This is a genomic window from Devosia sp. (assembly GCF_030689745.1).
Taxonomy (GTDB): Bacteria; Pseudomonadota; Alphaproteobacteria; order Rhizobiales; family Devosiaceae; genus Devosia; species Devosia alba.
Window position 1 is genome coordinate 19,337 of the sequence record NZ_JAUYGL010000112.1, and the last position, 17,140, is coordinate 36,476.

The window sequence follows — 17,140 nt, forward strand, 5'->3', positions numbered from 1 at the left end:
GCCGCTAGACGCCTACCGAGCCAAGTGGCTCGCAGGAGATCGGGCATGCCGCCAACCGACGCCATAGCCAAGAGACGTCAACCCGTGCCGCGCGGCATTGCCCGCAGCGGACCGGTGCTGTTTTCCTATGGCTTTCGGCCATTCTTTCTTGCCGCCGGAATCTGGGCGGTTGCCGCCATGGCCTTGTGGATCGGCGCCCTGGCGGCGGGCTGGGAGATTGGTGGCAGCTATGGCGGGGCCTATTGGCACGCCCATGAGATGTTGTTTGGCTATGGTTCGGCAGCGCTGGCGGGGTTTCTGCTCACCGCCGTGCCCAACTGGACCGGACGCTTGCCGGTGTCGGGTCTGCCGCTGGTGATCCTGTTTGCTGCGTGGTGTGCGGGCCGGCTCGCCATGCTGGCGCCCGATGGCCTGGGGTTACTGGCGTCGCTGGCAATCGAATCCGCGTTCTTGCCCCTGCTGCTGGCGATCTGCGCCCGGGAGATTATTGCCGGCCGCAAGTGGAAGGATGTCAAGATCCTCGCGGGCCTTGCCGCCCTGGCGCTGGCCAATATCGGCTTTCATACGCTGATCGCCACCGGCGGCGATGTTGGTTTCGCCAACCGGCTGGCCGTCGGCGCCTATGTCATGCTGGTGTCGATCATGGGCGGCCGTGTCGTGCCCAGCTTTACCCGCAACTGGCTGGCCAAACGCCATATTGACCGCTTGCCGGCGCCGTATGACCGGTTTGACACCATTGTCCTGTTGACGGGTCTGGCCGCCTTGCTGCTCTGGGTCATTACGCCGGAAACCCTGTGGACCGGCCTGGCCTGCGGACTGGCCGCGGTGCTGCATCTGATGCGGCTATGGCGCTGGTGCGGGTGGCAGAGCTGGGACGAAAAGCTCGTGCTCATCCTGCATTTTGGCTATGGCTTTGTGCCATTGGGGTTTGCCTTGGTCGCTCTGGCGCAACTGGGTTGGTTCGAGCCGGTGGCGGCACTGCATGTGTTCACCGTCGGGGCGATTGGCGTGATGACGCTGGCGATGATGACGCGGGCAACGCGCGGCCATACCGGCCAGCCATTGGCAGCCTCACGCCTGACCAGTATCAGCTATCTGGCGCTGTTGACCGCAGCCGTGCTGCGTCCGATGACCAGCCTGTGGCCGGCGATGCACCTGGAGCTGCTCACTGTGAGCGGGGTGTGCTGGATGCTCGCCTTTTCGCTCTATGTGATCGAATATGGGCCACTGCTCTGGGGGCAGCGGCGCGAGCGTCCCGTCAGGCCTTAGAGGCGCGCCATCAGCGCCCCTGCCCTCAGGCGGCCACGCACCTGCAACAGACGATCCTGCCGGGCGGCGCCCTGCAGCGCCACCACGTCGCCCAACTGGCGCGTCAGGGCGTCCCCGATATCGGCGATCACCGCCGCGCTGTGCAGCGGCAATGCCACCAGGGCGCAATCGAGCAGGATATCGCCCAGGCGCTCCAGCGCCGTCTGGTCAAGCGCCAGCGCAGCGCGGTCAAACCAGTCGTCATCGAGCTGGGGACAATCGAGCATGAACAAGGTAGCCCGCAAGAAGGCGCCGACTGTTGTTTCGGCGTCTTCCCAGCGATTGCCGATCAATCGATCCAGCACCGGCCGCAGGCTGGTATCGCGGCGGATGCGTTCGCTGAATTCGCGCACCAGTGCATCAAGGTCGGCTTCGTCAAAATAGTTCGATGGGGCAATGGGCGAACTTGGCACGACGATATGCCTCTTCCAGCAACGGACAGTGGATGAAGGGCCAGTTCTAGTCTGTTCCGCCTGCGGCGAGGTTGATCCCGAACAAACAGGGCAGAGATCGCTGCGCTGATTGTCTGCGCGCCGGTCCCTGCCCGTTCCGGCGATCAGCCAATGTCGCGCGGATCGACGTCGGCCGCGTAGTCGACGCCGCCCAGGCCGAAGCCAAACAGCTTGAGGAATTCGGCGCGGTGCTTGTCGAGATCGGCCAGATTGGCCAGGGTCTCGGTCGACAACAGGCCCCAGCGATAGGTCATTTCATCCTGCACGGTGCTGGACAATTCCCAGTCATCGACGCGGACACGATGGTCGGCGTCGAGCACGACCGGTGGCTGCAGCTTGTCGCGGAACAGCCGGTCGATCTGCTCGATGCAGCCTTCGCCAAGGCCCATTTCATCCATCACCCGAAGCAATAGCGTGCCATAGAGCGGCACGACGGGAATGGCTGAACTGGCCTGGGTCACCACCGCCTTGAGCGCGACGACATAGGCACTGTCGGCGCCAAACTGGCTGCGGATGGCAGCGGCGGCGCGGTCAAGGTCGGCCTTGGCGCGGCCCAGCGTGCCCTTGTTGTAGATAGGCCAGGTCAGCTCGCTCCCCAGATAGGTATAGTTCAGCGTCAGAAAGCCATCGGCCAGCACGCCAGCCTCCGACAGCGCGGCGATCCACAGCTCCCAGTCCTCGCCCCCCATCACCTTGACGGTGGCCTGGGCTTCCTCGGCGGTTGCCGGCTGGATCTCGACTTCGCTGACTTCACCAGTGCCGGTATTGAGGGTCTTGGAGCGCACCGCCGACTGCATCGGCTTGATGGCCGAGCGATAGACCTCGCCGGTCTTGGGATCGGTGCGAACGGGTGAGGCCAGGCTATAGACGATCAGATCGATCTGGCCGAGATGCTCGCGGATCTGGGCGATGGTATCGGCCTTGATGGCATCGGAAAAGGCATCGCCTTCAACGGTGATGGCGACACGCCCCGCCGCTTTGGCCCGCTTTTCGAAGGCCCGGTTATTGTACCAGCCGGCTGAGGCCGTCTTGGTTTCGCTGGGCTCTTTTTCAAATGACACGCCAATGGTGTCGGCGTCTGAACCAAAGGTATTGACGATGCGCGAGGCCAGGCCATAGCCCGTCGAGCACCCCAGCACCAGAACGCGCTTGCGGCTGGAGGTGATCGGGCCGGTGACGACCACATGGTCGATCTGGCGCTGGACATTGGTGGCGCAGCCAATGGGGTGGGCGGTCGTGCAGATGAAGCCGCGAATCTTTGGTTCAATAATCACTGTGTCATCTCCGCACTAACCTGCCCCTGTTCGTCAGGGGGCGCCTGTGAATCTATCGGGTTCTAGCCCGATGTGGCACTGAGCGCCAGCGCGACCTTGCCGAGAAACGTCGTTCTCGGCAAGCATTTGGCTGGCCCGACGGCAATTGCCACCGGGGCGCGGGGCCGTCGCCCCGCCCCTGCACCGGAGGTGCGCGGTGGCGGCCTCAGACCCGTTCGAGCGCCACGGCGATGCCCTGGCCGACGCCGATGCACATGGTGGCCAGGGCCCGCTTGCCGCCGCCCAGCGCCAGTTCCAGCACCGCGGTACCGGCGATGCGGGCGCCGCTCATGCCGAGGGGATGGCCCAGGGCGATGGCGCCGCCATTGGGGTTCACCTGCGCCGCATCCTCGGCCAGGCCCAGTTCGCGCAGCACGGCGATGCCTTGGCTGGCAAAGGCCTCATTGAGTTCGATGACGTCGAAATCACGGGGCGACAGGCCGAGGCGGGCGCACAGTTTCTTGGTCGCCGGGGCCGGCCCCATGCCCATGATGCGCGGCGGCACGCCAGCAGCGGCGCCGCCCAGAATGCGGGCGATTGGGGTCAGGCCATATTTCCTGGCGGCCGCTTCGGAGGCGATGATCAGCGCGGCGGCGCCATCATTGACGCCCGAGGCATTGCCGGCGGTCACCGTGCCATTGGGGAACAGCGCACGCAGCTGGCCCAGCGACTGCAGCGTCGTCCCGGCGCGCGGATGCTCGTCAGTATCGACGATGACGGGGTCGCCCTTTTTCTGCGCGATGGTGACGGCCACGATTTCCCTGGCCAGTCGACCGTTCTGCTGGGCGGCCAGCGCCCTGTCCTGGCTGCGCACGGCAAATTCATCCTGCGCCTGGCGCGACACGCCAAACTCCTGCGCCACGTTCTCGCCGGTCTCGGGCATGGAATCGACGCCATGGAGCGACTGCATCAGGGGATTGACGAAGCGCCAGCCGATGGTGGTGTCGTAGATTTCGGCTTTGCGCGAAAAGGCACTCTCGGCCTTGGGCAGCACGAAGGGGGCGCGGCTCATGGATTCGGTGCCGCCGGCGATCAGCAGTTCGGCTTCGCCCGATTTGATGGCCCGCGCGGCAGTGATGATGGCGTCCATGCCCGAGCCGCACAGCCGGTTGATCGTGGTGCCGGTGACACTGACCGGCAGGCCCGCCAGCAGCAGGCTCATGCGCGCCACATTGCGATTGTCCTCGCCAGCCTGATTGGCATTGCCAAAAATCACGTCGTCGACGGCTTCCCAATCGACGCCGACATGCTCGGCCATCAGGGCCTTGAGCGGAATGGAGCCGAGATCGTCGGGACGCACCGACGACAGGGCGCCGCCAAAGCGGCCAATTGGGGTGCGCTTATAGGCACAGATGAACGCTTCTGCCATCTCAGATCTCCGGGGCTACGAGGTCGGCGATATCGCCGGCAATCACCAGTTCGGCGCCGGTCACTGCCTGCAGTTCTTCCAGGCTGAGGCCGGCAAGTTTTTCGCGCAGCACGAAGCGCTGGTCGACGATGTCGATAACGGCCAGGCTGGTATAGATCCGGGTGACGCAACCGACGCCGGTCAGGGGCAGGCTGCAGCGTTTCACCAGCTTGGGCTGGCCATGTTTGGTCACATGATCGGTGATCACCGCCACGCGTTTGGCGCCATGCACCAGGTCCATGGCGCCGCCCACGGCGGGCACGCCCTTGGGGCCGGTGCTCCAATTGGCCAGATCGCCATTCTCGGCGACTTCATAGGCGCCCAGGATCGCCACATCCAGATGCCCGCCGCGCACCATGGCAAAGCTGTCGGCATGGTGGAAGAAGGCGGCGCCGGGCTTGAGCGTCACCGCTTTCTTGCCGGCATTGATCAGATCCCAGTCCTCCTCGCCCTCGGGCGGGGATTCACCGAAATTGAGAATGCCGTTCTCGGTGTGGAAAATGGCCTGGCGGCCCGGCGGCTGGAACTTGGCCACCATTTCGGGGAAGCCAATGCCCAGATTGACATAGGCCTCGTTCTCGATGTCCTGCGCGGCGCGCCAGGCGATCTGGGCGTTGGAGAGTTTGTTGCTCATGAGTAAGCCACCCCGGCGCGCATCAGCGCCTCTTCCTGTTGGGCATCGGCGATCTCGACGATGCGGTTCACAAACAAGCCGGGTGTGATCACCTGCTCGGGGTCGATCGCGCCCGGCTCCACCACGCGCATTGCCTGCACCACGGTGAGGCCGGCAGCAGCCGCCATCAGGGGGGAGAAATTACGCGCCGCCTTGCGATAGGTGAGATTGCCCTGGCGGTCGGCCAGTTCTGCCTTGATCAGGGCCACATCGGCCTTGAGCCAGCGTTCCTGCACATACATGCGACCATCGAACTCGGCTTCCGGCTTGCCCTTGGCCAGATCGGTTCCATAGCTGGTGGGCGTGTAGAAGGCCGGGATGCCGGCGCCGCCAGCGCGGATGCGCTCGGCCAAAGTGCCCTGCGGCACCAGTTCAAGTTCGATCTGGCCGGCGAGGTATTTTTCGGTAAAGGCGCGCGGATCGGCCGAGCGCGGAAACGAGCAGATCATCTTGGCGACCATGCCGGCATCGATCATGGCGGCGATACCAATGCGGCCATTGCCGGCATTGTTGTTGACGATGGTCAGATTGGTCGGGCCGCCGGTAGCGCGAAAGCGATCGATCAGCGCATGGATCAGTTCGATCGGCGCGCCGGCGCCGCCAAAGCCGCCAATCATCAGCGTCATGCCATCGGCAATGTCCGCCAGTGCGGCAGCAAGATCGGGAACAGTCTTGTCCATGGCCAGATTTTCCTCGGTGTGGATTGGCCTGACCTAAGCCCGGGGGCGCTTGGCCTGCAAGTCAATCTGTGCGATATTGTGTATTTGTTGACATATCGCACAAACTGGAGCGACCATGGCCACTGCCGAGCGCGACATCATGGGCGGCCTCGCCAAGGGCCTGCTGGCCATCGAGACCTTCACCGCCGAGCGACCGCGCCAATCCATTGCCGAGGTGGCCACGGCATCAGGACTGGACCGGGCCACGGCGCGGCGCTGCCTGCTGACGCTGTCGCATTTCGGCTATGCCGATTACGACGGCAAGTATTTCACCCTGACGCCGCGCGTCCTGCGGCTGGGCACGGCCTGTCTTGCCACCATGCCGCTGCCCCAGGTGATTCAGCCGCTGCTCGACCAATTGTCCAACCAGCTTGGTGAAAGCTCCTCGGTGTCCATTCTGGATGGCAGCGAGATCGTCTATGTGGCTCGTGCCGCCCAGCGCAAGGTGATGTCCATTGGCCTGATGCCCGGCTCACGCCTGCCGGCCTTCTGCACCTCGATGGGGCGGGTGATGCTGGCCGCGCTGCCCGAAGCGGAGGCGCGCGCCGTGTTGACGAGCATACCCTTGCTGGCGCGGACCAGCCACACCATCACGGCGATACCGGCACTGATGGCCGAGCTGACCCGAGTGCGCGAGGCCGGTTTTGCACTGATCGATCAGGAGGTGGAACTGGGGCTGCGCTCGATCGCCATTCCGCTTTTCAACGCCCGCGGCGCTGTAGTGGCGGCGCTCAATGTTGGCGTAGCGGCCACGCAGGCGCGCAGCGAGGAGCTGACCAGGCTCTATTTGCCAGCCCTCAAGCTGGTGCAGGACCAATTGCGGACCCTGCTCAGCTGACACTGTGAGCGCCGCCAGCCCGCAACAGCGCGGCCCAGCGGCGCTCACTCAGGCGTCGTTACATATCAAAGAATACCGTTTCCTTGTCGCCCTGCAGGTGGATCTCCAGCACGTAGCGCGGCACATCGCCGGCCTCCTTGCGGGCGATCAGGGTCAGCCGGCGGCGCGGGTCCATGATCTTGCTGAGCACATAGTCCTGGCCATTGGCCTCGGCCTCATCCTCAAAGTAGAGCCGGGTCTGCAGCCCGATATTGATGCCGCGCGCCACGATCCACAGATTGACATGCGGCGCCATGGGCTTGCCATCAGGACCAGGCACCGGGCCGGGCTTGATGGTCTCGAAGCTGAACACGCCATCGCCATTGGTTGGCTGGCGGCCCCAGCCGGTAAAGGCCGGCGCGGAATTGGAGTTGGGGGCCATGGGCGCCACATAGGACCCATCGCCATCCGCCTGCCACAGCTCGACCAGCGCGTCATTGACCGGCGCGCCCGCGCCATCAAAAATCTTGCCGACAATGGTGATGCGATCGCCCTTGGTGTCGGGCGTCAGCATGGTGCTGCCGGGATCGGCGGCATAGACGCCCTTGATCTCGGCAAAGTTGGGGGTCAGCCCGATATGAACATAAGGCCCAGCGGTTTGTGACGGCGTCTCTTTCAGCGTCGGAACCGGGTGCAACATCAGTTCCCCTCCAGCTTGTTCTCGAACATGGTCGAACGGCGGCCGCGCAACACGATATCGAAGCGGTAGGCCAGCGCATCCATCGGCGTGGTGTTGTGGCGGTCGAGCCGGGCCACGAGCTGGTCAATGGCCGACTTGTCGGCAATCGAGCCGACAATGGGGCATTGCCAGATCATCGGGTCACCCTCGAAATACATCTGGGTGATGAGGCGCTGCGCGAAGGCATGGCCGAACACCGAGAAGTGGATATGGGCCGGCCGCCAGTCATTGACGCCATTGGGCCAGGGGTAGGCGCCCGGCTTGACGGTGCGGAACGAATAGAAGCCGTTCTCATCGGTTATGGCCCGGCCACAACCACCGAAATTGGGGTCGATCGGGGCAAGATAGGCTTCCTTCTTGTGCCGATAGCGGCCACCCGCATTGGCCTGCCAGAATTCCACCAGCGTATTGGGCACCGCGCGCGCATTCTCGTCGAGCACCTGACCATAGACGATCAGCCGCTGGCCGATGGCCTCGCTGCCATCCTGGCTGTAATTGCGGATCAAGTCGTTATCCAGCGGGTTGATGGCGGAGTGACCGAAGGTCGGCCCCGTCAGTTCGGAGGCCGTGCCGCTCAGCGACAGCAGAGCGTTCCTGGGCGCCCGAAAGGTGGTGCTCTTGTAGCCCGGGGTATTGGCTGGCGGATGCCAGGCGCGGTCTCGCTGATAAAGGGCGCCGTCAGCGCCCGGCAGGATGATATCGCTCATCGTTTCGTCTCCAACTTGGCCAGTTCTTCCTTTGCCACCCCGAAGGCCCGATTGGCGGCCGGAACGCCGGCATAGACTGCCACATGCAGCAGGGCTTCCTTGATATCGTCCGGCGTGCAGCCGGTATTGGCGCAGGCCCGCACATGCATGGCCACTTCCTCATCATGTCCCAATGCCGCCAGCAAGGCGATGGTCACCATGGAGCGCTCACGCCTGGTCAGCCCCGGCCGCGACCAGACCGAACCCCAGGCCCCTTCGGTGATGAAGGTCTGAAAATCGGCGTCGAACGGGGTCTTGCGCGCCGTGGCGGCATCGACATGCCCGTTGCCCAGCACGGCGCGGCGGGTTGCCATGCCCTGCTCAAAGAGCGTGGTTTCAGCCATGAGAATTCTCTCCGAGAAAATGCTCGATCAACGCGGCCAGCGCCGCCGGTTGTTCAATGGATGGAATATGCCCGACGCCGGGCAGTATCTCAAAACGAGCGCCGGCGATCGCATCGGCGCAGGCCCGGACCAGTTCGACCGGCGTTGATAGATCGGCTTCGCCGACCAGCACCAGAGTCGGTGTGGCGATGGCGTCGATCTCGTCGGTCAGATCGGTGTCGCGCAGCGTCGCACAGGTCGCGGCGTAGCCGGCGGGGTCGCTGCGCATAAACAGATTGCGCCAGCCAGCCACGTCGTCGGGCCGCTGCTCGAGGAAACCGGGGCTGAACCAGCGCACCATCACCGCATCTGCGATCGAGCCGAGCCCGTGCTTGCTTACGGCATCGATGCGGGCATTCCAGCCGTCAGTGTCGCCCACCTTGGCTGCGGTGTCGCACAGCACCAGCGCCGTCAGGCGGTCGGGCGCGCGCAAGGCAAATCCCTGCGCAATCAGCCCGCCCACCGAAACCCCGGCCAGGGCCAGCCGCTGCAGGCCTAGATGATCGAGCAGGCCCAGCAGGTCATCGACATGGTCGGCCAGCGCATAATCGCCTGGTGGCGTGTCGCTGAGGCCATGGCCGCGCTTGTCATAGGACAGCACGCGATAGCGGCTGGACAGCTGCGCGATCACGCCATCCCAGATGCGCGCATCGGTGCCCAGCGAATTGACCAGCGCAACAACCGGTGCCCCGGCGGGGCCGGCCAGCCGGTAGTGCAGCAGCACGCCATTGATCCGAACGAAACTCATGCCATCTCCTCACCCACGATATAAGGGCCTGCCGACGCCCAAGTAAAATGATGAGTGCCGGGTCAGACATAACCTGCAGGATATGTAAACGGCGAAGAGACCGGCCAGATTGCAACATCACATAACCAGCGACCGCATTAGCCAGCAATCCCGGCGTCGCACGTCAGCAGCAGTGCGGCTGCCCTGGCGGCGCTATAGAATGCGCGTGGCGTCCTCGACGGCTTCCTGGTCGGTACCGGGCACGCCCTCATTGCCCTCGGCGCGGTCGCGATACAGCGCAGCGCGCGCCAGCAGCATCAGCGTCACAGGCGTGGTCACGGAGATGAAGATGAAGATCAGGATCTCGTGCAGCACGGGTCGACCCGACGCCACCGAAAAATACAGCGACGAGCCGGCCAGCAACAGGCCTGCCCCCAGGCTGGTGCCGAGCGTGGGCGTGTGAACGCGCTGATAGAAGGTGGAGAAACGGGCCAGCCCGATGGTGCCGATCAAGGTAATGGCGGCACCGGCCAGCACCAGCACGGCAACCAGCACGGCCGCCCATTCCGGCAAGGTCGACGCATCAATCATTCGATGACCTCCCCGCGCATCACGAACTTGGCCAGCGCGACGGTGGCGACAAAGCTCAGCAGGCCGATGACCAGGGCCGCCTCGAAATAGAACAGGCTGGCGGTACGAATACCGATGGTCACCAGCAGCAGCGCCGCGCTGACGTAAAGGCTGTCGACGGCGACCACCCGGTCCTGCGCGCGCGGCCCGCGCAGCAGGCGCCAGCAGGCTATTGCCATGGCCAGGGCCAGCATGATCTGTGCACCGGTGACCGACCAGAAAATAATGACGCCGCTCATTGGAAAATCTCCATCAGACGCTGCTCATAATTGGTCTTGAGGGCCGCCGCCCAGGCCGCCCCGTCCGGCGTATCGAGCACGTGGATCATCACGGTGCCGAGCCGGGAATTGTGGTGAACCCAGGCGCTTCCCGGTGTCGCTGTGACGATGCAGGCCAACACTGCGAGCGCGTTGGGCTCCTTGAGTTCAAGCTGGACGGTCACAAAGACCGAGCGCGGCGGCCGGCCCCGCAGGATCAGTCCAATCACCGCGATGTTGGACGCCACCACGTCGATGACCACCCGCCAGAGCAATCGCGCAATGGCGCCAATATTGCGGATTTTCGGCTGCGGAGGCTCGACGGCGGCCACGGCCCAACAGGCCAGGCTGGCGATGATGACGCCGAGCAGCAACTGCCCCAGGCTGTAACTGCCATCCAGCAGCAGCCACATGCCCAGCATTGCCAGCCAGAGCAGTGGATAGGGCCACAGCCGCTTCATCATGGCACCCCTCCATCCGCGCCGGCCAGCACGCTGCCGAGATAACCGATGGGCACATGCAGGTCCTGCGCGGCGGCCTGCATATAGCCCATCGCCGGACCGGCCAGCACAGTCAGCGTCAGGCACAGGCCGAGCAGCAGCAGCACCGGCAGCATTTCCACCACGCGAATGCGCGGCACCTCGGCATCAAAGGAAATCCAGTAGGTGTTGATCCCGGCGCGCAGCAGGCCGATCATCGCGGCCAGCCCGGAAATGATCAGCAGGGCGACCAGCCACCAGCTGGCCCCGGATACCGCATCGCTGGCGCCCAGACCCTCAAGGTTGAGCACCGCGCCAATCATGGCAAACTTGGCCAGGAACCCCGAAAACGGCGGCATGCCCGCCAGCAAGATGGCACAGATGACGAAAGCCATGCCCAGCAGGGCCAGCGTTCGCGGCGTGGCGACGCCGACCTCTTCTTCGGGCTCGCCGTCATCGCCAAAGGCTTCGAGCGTCACCGCCAGCACATCGGCGCCGGCACCGCGCCCGCGCTCCACCAGTTCCACCAGCAGGTAGAAGCACGACAGGGCGAGCGTGGAATTGACCAGATAATACAGGGCGCCAGCAGTCACCCCGGCATTCTCGTAGCCAATCATTGCCAGCAAGGTGCCCGATGACACCAGCACGCTGAACCCGGCCATGCGCGCCATGCCCTGGGAGGACAACACGCCGATGGTGCCGAAGGCGATGGTCGCCATGCCGCCATAGAGCAGCCACTGGCCGCCGAAATGGGCGGAGACGCCAGCCTCCAGACCGAACAGCAGCAGGGACAGACGCAGGATGATATAGACGCCGACCTTGCTCATGATCGCAAACATCGCGGCGACCGGCGGACTGGCCGCGGCATAGGTGGTGGGCAGCCAGAAGCTCAGCGGCCACATGCCGGCCTTGACCAGAAAGGCGATGCCCAGAATGGCACCACCGGCTTCGAGCAGCATGCGGCTGTCATCGGGCACCAGGGGAATGCGCAGCGCCAGGTCAGCCATGTTGAGCGTGCCGGTGACCCCGTAGATCAGGCTCACGCCGATCAGGAACAGCGCCGAGGTGACCAGATTGACCGCAACATAATGCAGCCCCGCCCGAACCCGCAGACTGCCCGAGCCATGCAGCATCAAGCCGTAGGACGCGGCCAGCAGCACTTCGAAGAATACGAACAGGTTGAACAGATCGCCGGTGAGGAAGGCGCCGTTGACGCCCATCAGCAGCAGCTGGAACAGGGTGTGGAAATGTTGCCCGGCGCGCGCCCAGCGCGCACTGGCAAACAGCGCCGCGCTGAGCGCCAGCACCGCGTTGAGCACCACCATCATGGTGGAGAGACGATCGGCCACCAGCACGATGCCAAAGGGCGCCGGCCAGTTGCCGAGCTGATAGGTACTGATGTTGTATCCGCCGGCATTGGTGTCCACCAGCAGGGCCACGGAGGCGGCCAGCAGGAACAGCGTCGCCACGATGCTGATCGTCAGCTTGAGCACATGGTGGCGATCTTCGATCAGTACCAGAATTATCCCCGCCAGCAGCGGCAGGGCGATGGGCAGGATGGTGAGATGGGTCAGCAGGCTATCCAGCATCAGCGCTCGCGCCCATCGACATGGTCGGTGCCGGTCAGCCCACGCGAGGCCAGCAGCACCACCAGAAACAGGGCCGTCATGGCAAAGCCGATGACAATGGCGGTCAGCACCAGCGCCTGGGGCAAGGGATCGGCATAGGCGCCAAGGTCACTGCTGCCATTGACAATGGAGGCCGCGCCGCTGCGCAGCCGTCCCATGCTGAAGATGAACAGGTTGACTGCATAGGACAGCAGCGACAGCCCGATAATGACCTGAAAGCTGCGCGGGCGCAGGATCAGCCACACGCCCGAGCCGGCCAGCACACCGATGCTGATCGCCAGGATCATGGCCATTGCCGAGGCTCCCCGCTCTTTTGTGGCGCGACCGGGACCGGGCGCAACCGCGCAGGCTTGGCGCCGCGGATCGACTGGTGGGCAATGGCGATTAGGATCAGCACGGTCGCGCCGACCACCAGCACGAAAACCCCCAGATCAAACAGCAGCGCACTGGCCAGCGGCACCTTACCGAGCAGCGGCAGCTCCAGATACTGGAAGCTGGAAGTCAGGAAGGGGCCCCCGAACAGCCAGGCGCCCGCGCCGGTCAACAGGGCAATCAACAGGCCCGTGCCGATCCAGTAGGTGGGCAGGATGCGCAGGCGCTCTTCCACCCAGCGCGTGCCACCCCCCAGATATTGCAGCACGAAGGCAATCGACATGGTGATCCCGGCGATGAACCCGCCCCCCGGCTGGTCATGGCCGCGCAGGAACAGAAACAGCGCCAGCACGATGATCACCGGAAACAGCCAGCGCATGATGACCGAGGGCACAAACAGGAAATTGGAGACGATCGTCCCCTCGGCATCGGCTTCGGAACTGCGGCCGGCCTCGAATTCGCGCTGGATGCGTTGCTGCTCCGGGCGCTCGATACTGTCGGCGGCGGGACGGAACCGGCGCAGCAGGGCGAAGGTGGTCAGGGCCACAATGGCCAGCACGGTGATTTCGCCCAGCGTGTCAAAGCCCCGGAAATCCACCAGGATGACATTGACCACATTGCGGCCGCCTCCCAGGGCATAGGCGTTGTCGAGGAAGAAGCGGGAGATGGAATCGGGTGCGTCGTGGCTCATCACCGCATAGGCGATCAGCGCGATGCCCGTGCCGAAAATAACGGCCAGCGCCACGTCGCGCAGGCGGCGAAAACGGGCGCCGCGAGATCGTGCGATGTCGATCCTGGCGGCCTCGTCACGCTTGGGCAACCAGCGCAGGCCAAGCAGGATCAGCACCGTGGTGACGATCTCGACCAGCAATTGGGTCAACGCCAGATCGGGCGCCGAGAACCAGACAAAGGTGATGCTGGTGGCCAGACCGGCGCCGCCCATCAGCATCAGCGCGACCAGACGGTGGTACTTGGCCTGGATTGCCGCGCCGATGGCACAAATGGTGCCGACCACCCAGACCACCGCCAGCGCGGGATCGGCATCGGCCAGCGACAGGCTGATCGGCCCCAGGCCGGCCATGAGGGGCAGAGCACCGGCCAGGACGGCAACGCTGATCAGAATGGCCAGCTGCGGCTGCAGCCGGCGCGTGCCGAACACCCGCTCCAGCGCCTTGGCCCATTTCACCGACAACAGGATCAGCAGCCGCTCGAAGACCCGGGGCGCCGCCAATCCGCGGATCAGCGGCGCGCCGTCGATGCCGCGCGCCAGATAGGGCTGCAGCGCCAGATAAAGGACGATGCCGCCCGACAGCGCCGCAAAGCTCATCAGCAGCGGGGTGGTGAAACCGTGCCAGACCGACAGGCTGTAATAGGGGGCGTCAGGCCCCAGCACCGACAGCACCGCACTGCCCAGATAGGGGCCTATGGTAATGCCGGGAATAATCCCGACCAGCAGGCAGATCAGCACCAGAACTTCGATGGGCCGGCGCATCAAGGCGGGCGGCTCATGCGGCACGCGGTCGAGTTCGGTGGGGGGCGGACCAAAGAACACGCCATGGATGAAGCGCAGCGAATAGGTGACGGCAAACAGGCTCGCGACTACGGCCACCACCGGCAGCGAGATATTGTAGAACGGGTTGGAATTGCGCAGCGCGGTCTCGGCGAAGAACATTTCCTTGGAGAGGAAGCCGTTCAGCAGGGGCACGCCGGCCATCGCCGCTGCGGCCACCATGGCCAGGGTGGCGGTGAAGGGCAGAAAGCCGAACAGTCCGCTGAGCCGGCGGATGTCGCGTGTCCCGGTTTCGTGGTCGATAATGCCGGCGGCCATGAACAGCGAGGCCTTGAAGGTGGCGTGGTTGACGATGTGGAAAATCGCCGCCACCAGTGCCAGCGGCGAACTCATGCCGATCAGGGTGGTGATCAGGCCGAGATGGCTGATGGTGGAATAGGCCAGCAGGCCCTTGAGATCGTGCTGGAAAATTGCCGAATAGGCGCCGATCAACAGGGTGGCCAGGCCGACATAGGTAACGATCCAGAGCCAGGCCGCTGTACCCGACAGCACCGGCCAGAGCAGCACCAGCAGAAATACGCCGGCCTTTACCATGGTCGCCGAGTGCAGATAGGCCGACACGGGCGTTGGCGCCGCCATGGCGCGGGGCAGCCAGAAATGGAACGGAAACTGGGCACTTTTGGTGAAGGCGGCAAACAGCACCAGCAGCAGGAGCGGCAGATAGAGCGGGTGATCGCGGATGGTGTCGTCAGCGGCCAGCACCACATCGAGATCGTAGCTGCCCACGATATGGCCGATCAGCAGCATGCCCACCAGCAGCGCCAGGCCACCGGCGCCCGTGACGATCAGGGCCATGCGGGCACCGTCGCGGGCCGTGGAATTATGGTGCCAATAGCCGATCAGGAAGAAGGAGAAGATCCCGGTCAGTTCCCAGAAGATCACCAACTGGATCAGATTGCCCGACAGCACGATGCCCAGCATGGCGCCCATGAAGGCCAGAAAAAAGGAAAAGAACCGCGGCACCGGGTCCTTGGGCGACATGTAGTAGCGGGCATAGAGGACGACGAGAAAGCCAATCCCGGTCACCATCACCGTGAACAGCCAGGACAGCCCGTTCAGCCGCAACACGATGTTCAGCCCGAGGCTGGGCAACCACGCCAGATCATAGCGGATGATCTGGCCGTCGGCGATCTGGGGATAGCTGGCGATGGCCAGGCCAAAGCCGACCAGCGCAATGGTGCCGGCCAGAAGGGCCGCCGTGGTGCGGGCGCCTGCCTTGAGCAGTCCCGCAGCCAGACTACCGACAAACGGCAGGACGATCAGGACAATAAGAATCGTATCGCCTGCCATCCTGGGGTGCGGTTCCTCGCGTTATCGAATCGGGTATCTGCCTAGACAAAGCATATTGCGCGGCAAGACAACCGGAAATCAACTACGCGGGGCATTTGCTATGGTCTGTCGCGGCCATAGCGCTGGCTGGTCAGGCAATTGCCTGCCCCTGGATGGCGCCCTAGTCGAGCACGGCCTGCAGAAATTCGCGGGTACGCGCTTCGCTGGGGTTGGTAAACAGCTCTTCGGGCGTGCCCTCTTCGCGGATCTGGCCCTGATCGAAGAAGCAGACCCGATCGGAAATTTCCCGGGCGAAGCGCATTTCGTGGGTGACCAGCAGCATGGTCAGGTCATGCTCTTCGGCCAACCGGCCAATGACGGTCAGCACCTCGCCGACCAGTTCGGGATCGAGCGCCGAGGTGGGCTCGTCAAACAGCAGGATGCTGGGGCGCATGGCCAGGGCCCGGGCGATGCCGACGCGTTGCTGCTGGCCGCCCGACAGCTGATGCGGATATTTGTCGGCCTGATCGGACAGGCCGACCAGTTCAAGCAGTTCCAGGCCGCGCTCGCGGGCCGCCGCCTTGCTCAGGCCAAGTACCTTGACCGGTGCTTCGGTGATATTGCGCAGCACGCTCATATGCGGGAACAGATTGAACTGCTGGAACACCATGCCCAACTGCCCGCGCATCTTGCGCAGATGGGCTTCGCTGGCCGGCCGCAGGCCGTCGGGACCCTGCTCGTGCCAGAGCGGCTCGCCATTGACGGCGACCACGCCGCCATCGATGCCTTCAAGCGTCATCAGGATGCGCAGCACGGTGGATTTGCCCGAACCGGACGGCCCGATAATGGTGACCTTTTCGCCGCGCTTGACCTCGAAATCGAGTTCGTTGAGCACCGTCAGATCGCCGAAGCGCTTGATGACCTTGTCGAATTTGATGATCGGGTTGGTGGTGTCGGTCATTTCAAGGGTATCCCCTGCTTGGGCAGCCAGGCATCGAGCAGGCGGACGCCTGACGATGCAACCAGCGTCATGATGAGATAGAGGCCACCGACCAGCGACAGCGGGATGAGATAGCTGAAGGTACGATCGCCGACAATTTTGGCGACGTTGAGCATTTCGAGCACGGTGACGACCGAGAGAACCGGGACGTCCTTCATGATCGACACCAGATAATTGCCCATGGCCGGCACGATGCGGGGCACGGCCTGCGGCACCACGATATGGGTGAACGTCCGCGCGGCCGTCAGGTTGAGGGCCCGCGCTGCCTCGTGCTGATCCTTGGGCACCGCTTCCAGACCCGCACGATACACCTCGGACGTGTAGGCGCTGTACTGGATGCCCAGGGCCAGTGCCCCGGTCATGAAGGCGGGCAGCACGATGCCGTACTCGGGCAGCACGTAGTAGAGAAAGAACAGTTGCACCAGCAACGGCGTGTCGCGGATGAATTCGGTGATGAGGGTCGCCGGCCAGGAGATCCAACGCGAGGGCGCGCTTTTGAGAATGGCAAACACCAGACCCAGCACCAGCGCGACGAAGAAACCGAGCACGGCAGCCTGAATGGTGACCCACATGCCGGTCAGCAGGATCGGCATGATGGAGATGGCGAAGGCGAGCGGGCTGGAAAGGTCCCAGGCATATCCGAACAACAT

The 17,140-nt window shown here is 64.2% G+C and carries 19 protein-coding genes; 2 read left to right on the top strand and 17 right to left on the bottom strand.

The features are described from left to right. The first annotated feature begins 45 nt into the window (after positions 1-45). Positions 46-1,269 carry an NnrS family protein gene (locus Q8O80_RS09900; RefSeq protein ID WP_305579302.1) on the top strand — a complete coding sequence of 408 codons (1,224 nt, stop codon included), beginning with the start codon at positions 46-48 and terminating at the stop codon, positions 1,267-1,269. On the opposite strand, the gene Q8O80_RS09905 is transcribed toward Q8O80_RS09900, so the two are convergent. The 5 genes from Q8O80_RS09905 to Q8O80_RS09925 all read right to left on the bottom strand — a co-directional run bounded on the left by Q8O80_RS09905 (position 1,266) and on the right by Q8O80_RS09925 (position 5,834). Further along, positions 1,266-1,721, bottom strand: a complete 456-nt coding sequence (locus Q8O80_RS09905) for a hypothetical protein (RefSeq protein WP_305579303.1) — start codon at positions 1,719-1,721, stop codon at positions 1,266-1,268. The genes Q8O80_RS09900 and Q8O80_RS09905 overlap by 4 nt on opposite strands. 143 nt (positions 1,722-1,864) lie before the next feature. Then, the gene (fabV, locus tag Q8O80_RS09910; RefSeq protein ID WP_305579304.1) at positions 1,865-3,034 is read right to left on the bottom strand and encodes an enoyl-ACP reductase FabV; all 1,170 of its coding nucleotides are present in this window, start codon (positions 3,032-3,034) and stop codon (positions 1,865-1,867) included. Between the two features lie 205 nt (positions 3,035-3,239). Beyond that, entirely contained in the window at positions 3,240-4,442 is a 1,203-nt protein-coding gene (pcaF, locus tag Q8O80_RS09915; RefSeq protein ID WP_305579305.1) for a 3-oxoadipyl-CoA thiolase, read from the bottom strand. Position 4,443: 1 nt separating this feature from the next. Further along, positions 4,444-5,115, bottom strand: a complete 672-nt coding sequence (locus Q8O80_RS09920) for a 3-oxoacid CoA-transferase subunit B (RefSeq protein ID WP_305579306.1) — start codon at positions 5,113-5,115, stop codon at positions 4,444-4,446. Beyond that, on the bottom strand, positions 5,112-5,834 hold the full coding sequence (locus Q8O80_RS09925; RefSeq protein ID WP_305579307.1) for a 3-oxoacid CoA-transferase subunit A: 723 nt from the start codon (positions 5,832-5,834) through the stop codon (positions 5,112-5,114). Before Q8O80_RS09925 ends, Q8O80_RS09920 begins: the two co-directional genes overlap by 4 nt. A 115-nt stretch (positions 5,835-5,949) precedes the next feature. Between Q8O80_RS09925 and Q8O80_RS09930 the strand changes: the two genes are divergently transcribed. Further along, positions 5,950-6,711 (top strand): IclR family transcriptional regulator C-terminal domain-containing protein, encoded by a 762-nt coding sequence (locus Q8O80_RS09930; protein ID WP_305579308.1) that lies wholly within the window; start codon positions 5,950-5,952, stop codon positions 6,709-6,711. Positions 6,712-6,769: 58 nt separating this feature from the next. Here the strand turns inward: Q8O80_RS09930 and pcaG are convergent, their stop codons facing one another. The 12 genes from pcaG to ehuD all read right to left on the bottom strand — a co-directional run bounded on the left by pcaG (position 6,770) and on the right by ehuD (position 17,140). After that, positions 6,770-7,390: a protocatechuate 3,4-dioxygenase subunit alpha gene (gene pcaG / locus Q8O80_RS09935; RefSeq protein ID WP_305579309.1), complete on the bottom strand. Its 621-nt coding sequence runs from the start codon at positions 7,388-7,390 to the stop codon at positions 6,770-6,772. Further along, complete coding sequence (gene pcaH, locus Q8O80_RS09940; protein WP_305579310.1) at positions 7,390-8,136, bottom strand: protocatechuate 3,4-dioxygenase subunit beta; 747 nt, start codon at positions 8,134-8,136, stop codon at positions 7,390-7,392. Before pcaH ends, pcaG begins: the two co-directional genes overlap by 1 nt. Further along, positions 8,133-8,519, bottom strand: coding sequence for a 4-carboxymuconolactone decarboxylase (pcaC, locus tag Q8O80_RS09945; RefSeq protein ID WP_305579311.1), 387 nt, complete (start codon positions 8,517-8,519; stop codon positions 8,133-8,135). The genes pcaH and pcaC overlap by 4 nt, the downstream gene beginning before the upstream one ends. Further along, positions 8,512-9,306 (bottom strand): 3-oxoadipate enol-lactonase, encoded by a 795-nt coding sequence (pcaD, locus tag Q8O80_RS09950; protein ID WP_305579312.1) that lies wholly within the window; start codon positions 9,304-9,306, stop codon positions 8,512-8,514. Before pcaD ends, pcaC begins: the two co-directional genes overlap by 8 nt. Positions 9,307-9,498: 192 nt before the next feature. Next, on the bottom strand, positions 9,499-9,876 hold the full coding sequence (gene mnhG, locus Q8O80_RS09955) for a monovalent cation/H(+) antiporter subunit G (protein ID WP_305579313.1): 378 nt from the start codon (positions 9,874-9,876) through the stop codon (positions 9,499-9,501). Further along, on the bottom strand, positions 9,873-10,154 hold the full coding sequence (locus tag Q8O80_RS09960) for a K+/H+ antiporter subunit F (protein WP_305579314.1): 282 nt from the start codon (positions 10,152-10,154) through the stop codon (positions 9,873-9,875). The genes mnhG and Q8O80_RS09960 overlap by 4 nt, the downstream gene beginning before the upstream one ends. Next, complete coding sequence (locus Q8O80_RS09965; RefSeq protein ID WP_305579315.1) at positions 10,151-10,636, bottom strand: Na+/H+ antiporter subunit E; 486 nt, start codon at positions 10,634-10,636, stop codon at positions 10,151-10,153. Before Q8O80_RS09965 ends, Q8O80_RS09960 begins: the two co-directional genes overlap by 4 nt. Then, positions 10,633-12,240 carry a monovalent cation/H+ antiporter subunit D gene (locus tag Q8O80_RS09970; protein WP_305579316.1) on the bottom strand — a complete coding sequence of 536 codons (1,608 nt, stop codon included), beginning with the start codon at positions 12,238-12,240 and terminating at the stop codon, positions 10,633-10,635. Before Q8O80_RS09970 ends, Q8O80_RS09965 begins: the two co-directional genes overlap by 4 nt. Then, on the bottom strand, positions 12,240-12,572 hold the full coding sequence (locus Q8O80_RS09975; protein ID WP_305579317.1) for a Na+/H+ antiporter subunit C: 333 nt from the start codon (positions 12,570-12,572) through the stop codon (positions 12,240-12,242). Before Q8O80_RS09975 ends, Q8O80_RS09970 begins: the two co-directional genes overlap by 1 nt. Then, entirely contained in the window at positions 12,563-15,511 is a 2,949-nt protein-coding gene (locus tag Q8O80_RS09980) for a monovalent cation/H+ antiporter subunit A (protein ID WP_305579318.1), read from the bottom strand. Before Q8O80_RS09980 ends, Q8O80_RS09975 begins: the two co-directional genes overlap by 10 nt. 160 nt (positions 15,512-15,671) lie before the next feature. After that, entirely contained in the window at positions 15,672-16,451 is a 780-nt protein-coding gene (gene ehuA / locus Q8O80_RS09985; protein WP_305579319.1) for an ectoine/hydroxyectoine ABC transporter ATP-binding protein EhuA, read from the bottom strand. Beyond that, a complete protein-coding gene (gene ehuD, locus Q8O80_RS09990) occupies positions 16,448-17,140 on the bottom strand; it encodes an ectoine/hydroxyectoine ABC transporter permease subunit EhuD (protein WP_305579320.1) in 693 nt (230 codons plus the stop codon). The genes ehuA and ehuD overlap by 4 nt, the downstream gene beginning before the upstream one ends.

Bases quoted from the DNA above. Each gene is read 5' to 3' on its own strand.
- pcaF (WP_305579305.1), bottom strand. From the start codon at position 4,442: ATGGCAGAAGCGTTCATCTGTGCCTATAAGCGCACCCCAATTGGCCGC.
- Q8O80_RS09925 (WP_305579307.1), bottom strand. From the start codon at position 5,834: ATGGACAAGACTGTTCCCGATCTTGCTGCCGCACTGGCGGACATTGCC.
- Q8O80_RS09980 (WP_305579318.1), bottom strand. From the start codon at position 15,511: ATGGCAGGCGATACGATTCTTATTGTCCTGATCGTCCTGCCGTTTGTC.
- Q8O80_RS09970 (WP_305579316.1), bottom strand. From the start codon at position 12,240: ATGCTGGATAGCCTGCTGACCCATCTCACCATCCTGCCCATCGCCCTG.
- ehuD (WP_305579320.1), bottom strand. From the start codon at position 17,140: ATGTTGTTCGGATATGCCTGGGACCTTTCCAGCCCGCTCGCCTTCGCC.
- Q8O80_RS09975 (WP_305579317.1), bottom strand. From the start codon at position 12,572: ATGGCCATGATCCTGGCGATCAGCATCGGTGTGCTGGCCGGCTCGGGC.
- pcaG (WP_305579309.1), bottom strand. From the start codon at position 7,390: ATGTTGCACCCGGTTCCGACGCTGAAAGAGACGCCGTCACAAACCGCT.
- Q8O80_RS09900 (WP_305579302.1), top strand. From the start codon at position 46: ATGCCGCCAACCGACGCCATAGCCAAGAGACGTCAACCCGTGCCGCGC.
- Q8O80_RS09960 (WP_305579314.1), bottom strand. From the start codon at position 10,154: ATGAGCGGCGTCATTATTTTCTGGTCGGTCACCGGTGCACAGATCATG.
- pcaH (WP_305579310.1), bottom strand. From the start codon at position 8,136: ATGAGCGATATCATCCTGCCGGGCGCTGACGGCGCCCTTTATCAGCGA.
- mnhG (WP_305579313.1), bottom strand. From the start codon at position 9,876: ATGATTGATGCGTCGACCTTGCCGGAATGGGCGGCCGTGCTGGTTGCC.
- Q8O80_RS09920 (WP_305579306.1), bottom strand. From the start codon at position 5,115: ATGAGCAACAAACTCTCCAACGCCCAGATCGCCTGGCGCGCCGCGCAG.
- pcaD (WP_305579312.1), bottom strand. From the start codon at position 9,306: ATGAGTTTCGTTCGGATCAATGGCGTGCTGCTGCACTACCGGCTGGCC.
- ehuA (WP_305579319.1), bottom strand. From the start codon at position 16,451: ATGACCGACACCACCAACCCGATCATCAAATTCGACAAGGTCATCAAG.
- pcaC (WP_305579311.1), bottom strand. From the start codon at position 8,519: ATGGCTGAAACCACGCTCTTTGAGCAGGGCATGGCAACCCGCCGCGCC.
- Q8O80_RS09965 (WP_305579315.1), bottom strand. From the start codon at position 10,636: ATGATGAAGCGGCTGTGGCCCTATCCACTGCTCTGGCTGGCAATGCTG.
- Q8O80_RS09930 (WP_305579308.1), top strand. From the start codon at position 5,950: ATGGCCACTGCCGAGCGCGACATCATGGGCGGCCTCGCCAAGGGCCTG.